Annotated in this window: 8 protein-coding genes and 1 tRNA gene; 7 read left to right on the plus strand and 2 right to left on the minus strand. The window is 59.5% G+C overall.

Features of this window, described 5'->3' with window-relative positions; translation table 11 throughout:
* Positions 1–273: 273 nt before the first annotated feature.
* From SE92_RS36040 to SE92_RS22270, 4 genes are all read left to right on the plus strand, one after another.
* Entirely contained in the window at positions 274–432 is a 159-nt protein-coding gene (locus SE92_RS36040; RefSeq protein ID WP_157095622.1) for a hypothetical protein, read from the plus strand.
* Positions 392–1,129, plus strand: coding sequence for a reverse transcriptase domain-containing protein (locus tag SE92_RS22260; protein WP_063198389.1), 738 nt, complete (start codon positions 392–394; stop codon positions 1,127–1,129). The genes SE92_RS36040 and SE92_RS22260 overlap by 41 nt, the downstream gene beginning before the upstream one ends.
* A gap of 352 nt (positions 1,130–1,481) precedes the next feature.
* On the plus strand, positions 1,482–2,249 hold the full coding sequence (locus SE92_RS22265; RefSeq protein ID WP_063198391.1) for an Abi-alpha family protein: 768 nt from the start codon (positions 1,482–1,484) through the stop codon (positions 2,247–2,249).
* Positions 2,250–2,420: 171 nt separating this feature from the next.
* Positions 2,421–3,311: a DUF4160 domain-containing protein gene (locus SE92_RS22270; protein ID WP_063198392.1), complete on the plus strand. Its 891-nt coding sequence runs from the start codon at positions 2,421–2,423 to the stop codon at positions 3,309–3,311.
* 99 nt (positions 3,312–3,410) lie between these two features.
* Here SE92_RS22270 and SE92_RS22275 read toward each other — a convergent pair.
* Positions 3,411–3,500, minus strand: a tRNA-Ser gene (locus SE92_RS22275).
* A 647-nt stretch (positions 3,501–4,147) separates the two neighbouring features.
* The gene (locus SE92_RS22280) at positions 4,148–5,281 is read right to left on the minus strand and encodes an ROK family protein (RefSeq protein WP_063198394.1); all 1,134 of its coding nucleotides are present in this window, start codon (positions 5,279–5,281) and stop codon (positions 4,148–4,150) included.
* A 346-nt stretch (positions 5,282–5,627) separates the two neighbouring features.
* Here SE92_RS22280 and rplU point away from each other — a divergent pair, with 346 nt between their 5' ends.
* From rplU to SE92_RS22295, 3 genes are all read left to right on the plus strand, one after another.
* Positions 5,628–6,014 carry a 50S ribosomal protein L21 gene (gene rplU, locus SE92_RS22285; RefSeq protein ID WP_063198396.1) on the plus strand — a complete coding sequence of 129 codons (387 nt, stop codon included), beginning with the start codon at positions 5,628–5,630 and terminating at the stop codon, positions 6,012–6,014.
* Positions 6,015–6,117: 103 nt separating this feature from the next.
* Positions 6,118–6,387, plus strand: coding sequence for a 50S ribosomal protein L27 (rpmA, locus tag SE92_RS22290; RefSeq protein WP_011083253.1), 270 nt, complete (start codon positions 6,118–6,120; stop codon positions 6,385–6,387).
* A gap of 155 nt (positions 6,388–6,542) precedes the next feature.
* Positions 6,543–7,124, plus strand: a 582-nt coding sequence (locus SE92_RS22295) for a GNAT family N-acetyltransferase (RefSeq protein ID WP_063198397.1), incomplete at its 3' end; no start/stop codon positions are given.

Genomic DNA, 7,124 nt, shown 5'->3' on the forward strand with positions numbered 1-7,124 from the left:
AGAGGTAGGGGGCGGGGGGGCGTGAAGTAGGGGTTGGCGGCAAGAACAAGTGGATTTGAGTCAATAACCCTTGAACCGTGCAACCAGATCTCCACATCATAATCCTCCGCTGGCGATGACCTGGCGATCCCGGGCGTTTTGTACGTAATGGTATGGAACGTTACGGTTCGGACAACTGGTACGCGACGCTACGTAACGTATCAGGTGCTTCTCGGTTGACGACTCCAAGTTATTGGGTCGCGGGTAGCTGGCGGTGAACGATGGAGACGCCGCATGCGCAAATTTTTAGCACGTGTGGCGACCCTTACCCGCAAGATCGCGGAATGGTTGGTGCCGGTGCTTTCGGCCATCAAGCTTCTGATCGAAATTGTGGGTAAGGTCGCCAACTGCCATGATCGTCAATTACGATTTCAAGTACCGAGCGCGCGGTAAATGGTTTTTTAAACCAAACGAGAAATGCGTCCGCCGCGGCAACCGGATGCTTGAATATTTTAAGCGGCGCGTCGTCTTCCCCGATTACATGTATCACTTCAAAAAGGGCGGCCACGTCGCGGCCCTGCACGCGCATCTGAATAACAGCCTCTTCTTCAAGATCGACATCCAAAATTTTTACTACTCGATTGCCCGTATGCGCGTGACCCGCGCACTGCGCGAATGGCGTTATCCAGGAGCGGGGACATTTTCTAAATGGTCTTGCGTTCTCAATCCACTTCCCGGGCCGAAACACGCACTGCCGATCGGTTTTGTGCAGTCGCCGCTACTCGCCAGCCTTGTCTTGATGAAATCGGACGTGGCGGACGCGATTAAGCGAGCGCAAGCAAACGGCGTTTGCATCTCGGTCTACCTCGACGACTTCATCGGCTCGCATGACGACGAAGCGGTTTTGACGGCAGCGTACGAAGACATCCGTAAAACCTGCGTCGCTGCCGGCTTTATCCCGAACCCCGCCAAGCTAGTCGCGCCGCAGACGGCAATCACGGCGTTTAACTGCGACCTCGAGAACGGAAAGACCGTAGTGACCGCCGAACGTGTAGCGAAGTACCTCGCCAGACCCGACCGCACTGCACTTTCGGACGTAGGCTTTGACCAGTACCGGCATCTGGTTAAGGCGCAAAACACCGTCCTATGAAGGAAAGGACGTCCCGTTTGTAGAGTGTCCCGTCGATCCATCAGAACAACCGCACACACGGCGACTATCGAGGCCGGTGAGTGCAATTTGTACCCAAAGCCCAGACGATAAGCCGCACCGTCGGGTTGACTGGCTTTGAGACCGAGAAACACCGTCATTGGTGCCCTCCTTTTCTGGTGCGTACTCCTTGATGAGCCGAACACCGCGCACAAGGCCAGCGTATGATGGAAGTCGGATAAAAGTTCAGCCTCCGGATGTCCCTCGGCACGTTAGCCCGTCATTTTTCATTGCCCGGGCTTTTCAAAGTGTTCCAAGCTCCCCAATTGTCTCTCAGCCCCTGAGGGAGGAGACGATGGATGAGGAAGTCGCCGCGATAAAGGAAACGGCCAAGGCCGTCCAGGAGATCGCCAAGACAGGGGGCAAGGCCATTGATGCCGGCGTGAAAACTGGTGGCTGGCTGGACAAGATTTTCGGAGACGCGATCGGACAGACCGTCGCGCATCTCTGGACCGACCGGATCGCTGCGCGTCGTATCGAGGCCTCCATCTATAATTGGGAACGGGCTGAGACGCTGTATCACAAAGCCTTAGATCGTCTGGTAAAAAAGGGCGTGGCCATAACCCGGGCGATACCGCCGAAGGTGGCCCTGCCCTTGCTGGAATACGCCACGGTCGAGGATGACGACGACCTTCACACTCTCTGGGCCAACCTATTGGCTACGGGAATGGATGCCAACGAAAACGAAATTCACCGGAAGTATGTCACGACTCTCGGGGAAATGACCTCTGATGACGCTGCTGTACTGGCGGAGATGTTCGTGTCGTCGAAGGATGAGATCGCAAAAAAGAAATTTCGAGATTCAACACTGACGTATGGACCCGGAGTCGATGGTACGCATTCACACGATCCGGTATCGGTGATCACGCTCAATCGGCTCGGACTCATCCAGCCTGCGATCGTCTCGTTCAAAACATTCGAGCCCGGTGGTAGTGACGACCGCTTCGGAGACTACGGCCCGACGCAGGATGAGGTCAGCTTTCCCGGAGGTCTGGAAAGCGTTGTCATTACCCCGTTTGGTATCGCTTTTGGAAAAGCTGTTGGCCTTGATGGTGCCGACTAGTCTTTCACGGTCATGGGACGCATGGAAGCAATTCGCGCAACCTGCAAGAAATCGTTATCGAGTTTGGCGACCGCGAAAATGCTGAGAGCCCGCTCAATTGGCGGATACTGATCGAGGGCGTGCACATGGTTCATGTTCGACATGATCGAGCGCGGCAAATAGGGGCGAGGTATGAACGAGCAAGCCAATGATGAGACCGACCCGCCCAAATTGATCATTGAGTTCTTGGACAAGCTGACGCCACAGGCGAGAAACACGCTGTGCCAGTTGCTGGCATTCTACTTCGCGTTTCTTTCGAGCGATGAAGACGATCGTTTTGCGATGCTTACGCCGGAGAAGGGCGAGGAGACGCTGCGCCAACTGCTTTCAACCACGGATAAATTTGCATTGCTTGGCGCGCTGATTTCGGTCGCCGGGCTCATCGACTTCGCATTTTTGAAGATCGCGAATGTCGATCCGAGTTCTGAACTAGACGAGGTGCTAGAGACAAGACACGGGGACATTAGTCTTGCGAGGCGTTTTACTGCAGAAGCAGGAAGCATATGGAGGCAATTAAGGCAGGGACCGCTTTCGCTCGAAGCCATCGAAGAGTTCTCCGAAAGGCTCATCGTGGTAGGAGAACCCACCCTTGTAGAGAGGACCGGGGTTTCCCAGAGCGCGTTTCCTCGCCTCGTGGAGTTGCCGATTCCCCAAGAGCTTATTGACGAATTAGAGGACGACTTTCGTCAAGGCCCTATTTGGGATGATGAGGGAAGGCGTCTTCTCACCGAGGAACAGGTGGATCGGATAAACAACATGGTCGTCGTGATTCAAGCGCTGGAGCACCCGCCCCCCCACTTCCATGTCCGCCATCAAGGCGAGAATGCGAGTTTCGCGATTAGTGATGGAAGTCGTTTACCGGGAGTAGAAGGGCTCGAAAAGTTCGACCGCAACATCAAGAAGTGGTGGAAGAAGAACATGTGCACGCTCGTGAAGGTGTGGAACGAGACGCGCCCAACAGATTGCGTGGTCGGGGCGATGGACGTGCCGGAGGAGTGCAAGGAGAAGCCCAAGAAAGTGTAGCTTGGCGAATCGCGCGAATGGCTGGCTGGGGCGCCTGGGATCGAACTGCTTCGCGATCTCACTCGAGCAAGAGGGATCCAAGCAAGCCAAGTAAAACTATGGCGGAGAGGGAGGGATTCGAACCCCCGATAGGCTTGCACCTATGCCGCATTTCGAGTGCGGTGCATTCAACCACTCTGCCACCTCTCCTGAAGGCGCCATGTAGAGGCAGGGCCCCTGTGGTTGGGGGCGTTAATAGGCGAGGATGGCGGGCCAGACAAGGCGCGAAAGGGGAAAATCCGCTGGCTGTTTCGACCCGGCACGCCCCTTCCCGGCACGAACGCGAGGGAAAAGCGGCCCGATTGCCGGTTTGACGCGTTTTTGTCAGGCGGGAGGTGGCGTCCGATTCGCGACCCCAATGTGGATGCACCCTCTCCCCGACCCTCTCCCGCATCCGCCTTCGCCCGAAGGCGGGCTTCGGCGAGACAAGCGCAGCGAGGGGGCGCACCGGTATTGGGGCGGGCGGTTGGGGCCAATCGCATGTTCTCAAAAACAGGGTGGGACCGCCAGACGCGGTAAACACTGGCGGTCCCGTGCCGCTCATTGAAAAACTGACCAGGAAGGGCGGCTTCGCAGGCCAGGTGAGGCGACGATTCGACCCTAGCGTGCGGCGGGCGGCCCGCAACGCAATCCGGTCCTTAACCTAACCGGTCAAGGTTACCTGGGGCGCTAGGGTGTCCCGGGGCTTTGCCGAGAGTGCCCCATTGCCGAGGCACCCTCTCCCCGGCCCTCTCCCGCTTGCGGGTGAGGGAGTGGACCTCCGTCGTGCGGGGGACGGAGCTCGTCCCGCACGGGAGCTAGTCGCCCTTCTTGTCCTTGTCCTTTTTCTTGCCGTTGTCCGCGGAGTCCTTGTCCTTGCCGTTCTCCTTGCGGCGGTTGGTGAAGCGCGCATTGCCGAGGCCGGTGCCGATGGTGAGCACACCCCAGCGATCGACGTCCTGCATGAACGGCACCTCGGAAAGGCCCTGCACCACGCCGTCATTGTGCATCAGGATCGCGGTGTCGTGCTCGCCGATCGCAGGAATGCCCTCGAGCAGGCTCGCCGGCAGGTTGAACTTGCTGCTCTCCCAATTGCCGGGCAGGTTCTGCGCGCCCTTCTCGATCGAGCCGTCGGCGTTGATCACGCCGGGACAGGCGATGCCGATGAAGGGGGCGAGCTTATAGCCCTCCTTTTCGGCCTCCGTGATCAGCCCCTTCAGCATCTTGATCAGACGCTTCACCGCGCCTTCGCGCGTGGGCTCGTCGTCGGCATGACGCCACAGCTCCGAATTCACGACCTTGGCCTTCGACAGGTCCTTGGCCTTCTTCCAGCCGGTTTCCACCAGGCCGCAGCGGATGTTGGTGCCGCCGATATCGACGGCGAGGATGCTGTCATGGGCTTCGAAGATCCAGGACGGCGCCAGATGCAGCGCGCCGATCAGGCCGGCTTCATCGGGGTGATGGCGGATCGGCGTCAGGTCGATCTTGAAATCCTCGGATTTGAGGATGATCTCGGTGCGCGCGATCGCGAGCTCGCCGAGCCTGGAGTCGCGAAAACCGCCGCCGACCACGATGCGCTCGGTCTTGGCCCAGGCTTTTGTCTTCAGGAAGCGGCGGGTGACGTAAGCGAGCTCCTGAGCGAATTCCTCGATGGCGCTGTGCACCACCGCCGAGGCCTCGACGTCATCGCCGATGAGAATGTCGTCCAGCGTCTTCTTGCTGATGTTTTCCGACGGCTCCTTGCCGAACGGGTCCTCCCCGGTTTTGCGCAGCGGCTTGCGCCAGCCGTCGAGGATGTCGCGGAACGCGCCCTTGCTGGCGCGGTCGCCGAGGAAGCCGTCCTCGTCCTTGATCTCGATGTTGAAGCTGTCGACGTCCACCGACGGCAGCCGCTCGGCGCCGTGATGGGCAATGCCCGTCGTCGTCGTCTTGACCAGTTCGTCCGTTGCCATTGAAGAGCCCTTGCCCGCTAAACGTGTTCCGGCCTGACTAACGGCGCGGGAACCGGTTTGTTGCAAAGCCCAACCGAGATTCGGCTGAAGGCCGCCAGAGGGCCAAATCCTTCAAATCCGGGCGCTTTTCACCCGCTTTTCCCTGACTCTTGCTTGACTCTTGGCGCCTTGCGGCTATAAGTTCCGCAACCGGCGCGGGGCGTTTCTCGCGCCGCTTGTTTTTGCGTGGGTTTTCAAAGGGATAAAACCCGCCCGCACAAAACTCGCATAAACCCATAGCGACTGACAAAAAGCCGGCCCCGACATGACAGTCGCGAGGCCGGGATTGAACACGGAGAAAAAAACGATGTTCGCAGTCATCAAAACCGGCGGCAAGCAATACCGCGTCGAGCCGGATGATGTTCTCGAAGTAGGCAAGATCGAAGGCGAAGTCGGCTCGATCATGCAGTTGAATGAAGTCCTGGTGGTCGGCGGCGACACGCCGGTGCTGGGCATTCCGACGGTGGCCGGTGCCTCCGTCGCGGTCGAGGTGCTCGACCACAAGCGTGGCCCCAAGGTCATCGCGTTCAAGAAGCGCCGCCGCAAGAATTCGCGCCGCAAGCGCGGCTATCGCGACGAGATCACGGTGCTCCGCATCTCCGAGATCCTGACGGACGGCGCCAAGCCCACCAAGGGCCCGCGTCCGAAGCGGGAAAAGGTGGCGAAGGAGCCGGCAGCGGAAGCCGCCGAGTAACGCAAGATCGATCACGCCAATTCACGAATTGATGCGTGAGAAATTTTGAAATGATTCCGTCAGGGAATTGATCTAGAAATACGCAAGATTTCGGAGACGAGCCATGGCTCACAAAAAAGCAGGCGGTTCATCGCGCAACGGTCGCGATTCCAAGGGCAAGCGCCTCGGTATCAAGGCGTTCGGCGGGGAAGTTGTGATTCCCGGCAACATCATTGCGCGTCAGCGCGGCACCACCTGGCATCCCGGCCTTAATGTCGGCATGGGCACGGACCACACTCTGTTCGCCAAGATCGAGGGTCGCGTCACGTTCCAGGCCAAAGCCAACGGCCGCACCTTCGTATCGGTGCTCCCGATCGCCGAGGCTGCTGAATAGACGGTGGACCAAATTGGAGTCCGCCGGGTCCCAGACCGAACCGGCGGAGTCCTAGAGATCGCAGAGATCGAAGGCTCCAAGGGGAGGCGGGAAACCGGCCTCCCCTTTTCTTTTGACTTGCTCACTTTGACTTAGTGACTTTCACGGAGCCGGACATGTTGCAGGATTTCTCGAGCGTGACCTTGGCTGAGGCGAGACCGAGCGTCGTCGCCACCGAACGGCTGACATTGCGGCGGCCGACGCTGGCCGACGTGAGGACCATCGCCCGGCTCGCCAACGACCGCCGCGTCGCGGAAAACACCCGTCGCCTGCCGCATCCCTATTCGCAGGACGACGCCGTCGAATTCATCCGCGCCACCGCGGCGCTCGGCAGCGAAACCGTGTTCCTGATCGAGCACGATACCGGGCCGGTCGGCATGGTCGGCATCGACTGCTCCGTGCCAGGGAATGCCGAGCTCGGCTATTGGCTCGGCGTCGAGCATTGGGGCCGGGGCTTTGCCACCGAGGCCGCGCGCGGCGCGATCGACTTCTTCTTCGAGGAATTCGAGGACGAGCATCTCTATGCGGGTGCCCGCGTCACCAACCCGGCCTCGCGCAACGTGCTGGAGAAGTGCGGCTTCCAGTGGAGCGGCGTGCAGCTGCACCGCTTCCTGGCGCTGGGCTCCTCGACGCCGGTCGACTGCTTCCGCCTGTCGCGCGGCGTGTGGGCCTCGCTGAAGAGCTGGAGCAGCGCAAGG

The organism is Bradyrhizobium sp. AT1, assembly GCF_001590795.1.
In the GTDB taxonomy this organism is placed as follows: domain Bacteria; phylum Pseudomonadota; class Alphaproteobacteria; order Rhizobiales; family Xanthobacteraceae; genus Bradyrhizobium.